Source organism: Massilia sp. CT11-108 (assembly GCF_047302915.1).
Classification (GTDB): domain Bacteria; phylum Pseudomonadota; class Gammaproteobacteria; order Burkholderiales; family Burkholderiaceae_D; genus Telluria; species Telluria orientalis.
The window spans coordinates 1-436 of record NZ_JBKYMO010001261.1; the positions used below are offsets into that span (position 1 = coordinate 1).

Annotated in this window: 1 protein-coding gene; it reads right to left on the reverse strand. The window is 72.2% G+C overall.

Translation table 11 applies throughout. From position 1 onward, the window contains the following. The coding region (locus ACEN88_RS34320; protein ID WP_413346866.1) for a 2-dehydro-3-deoxy-6-phosphogalactonate aldolase at window positions 1-436 on the reverse strand (436 nt) is incomplete at both ends.

The following is a 436-nucleotide window of genomic DNA, read 5'->3' on the forward strand; positions in this document are numbered from 1 at the left end:
CAGCCAGGTCGTCCAGCGCCACGCCGGGCGTAAATAGCTGGCTGCCGATGCCCGCGCCGGTCGCGCCGGCCGCCTTCCACGCCGGGATCTGTTCGGGCGTGACGCCGCCCACGGGCCACAACGGCGTATCGGCCGGCAGGACGGATTTCATCGCCTTCAGCCCCGCGGGGCCGATCGATTCGGCCGGGAACAGTTTCAACGCATGGGCCCCCGCATCCAGCGCGGCGAAAGCTTCCGTGGGCGTCGCGATGCCGGGCGCGCACAGCATGCCGGTTGCGCGCGCGTGCGCGATGACGACGGGATTGCAGTTCGGGGACACGAACAGGCGGCCGCCCGCCTGCGCGACGGCGTCGACGTCCGCCACGCTCAGCATCGTCCCGCCGCCGACGATCGCGTCCGGCGGGGCCATGTCGACGAGGATGCGGATGGCATCGAG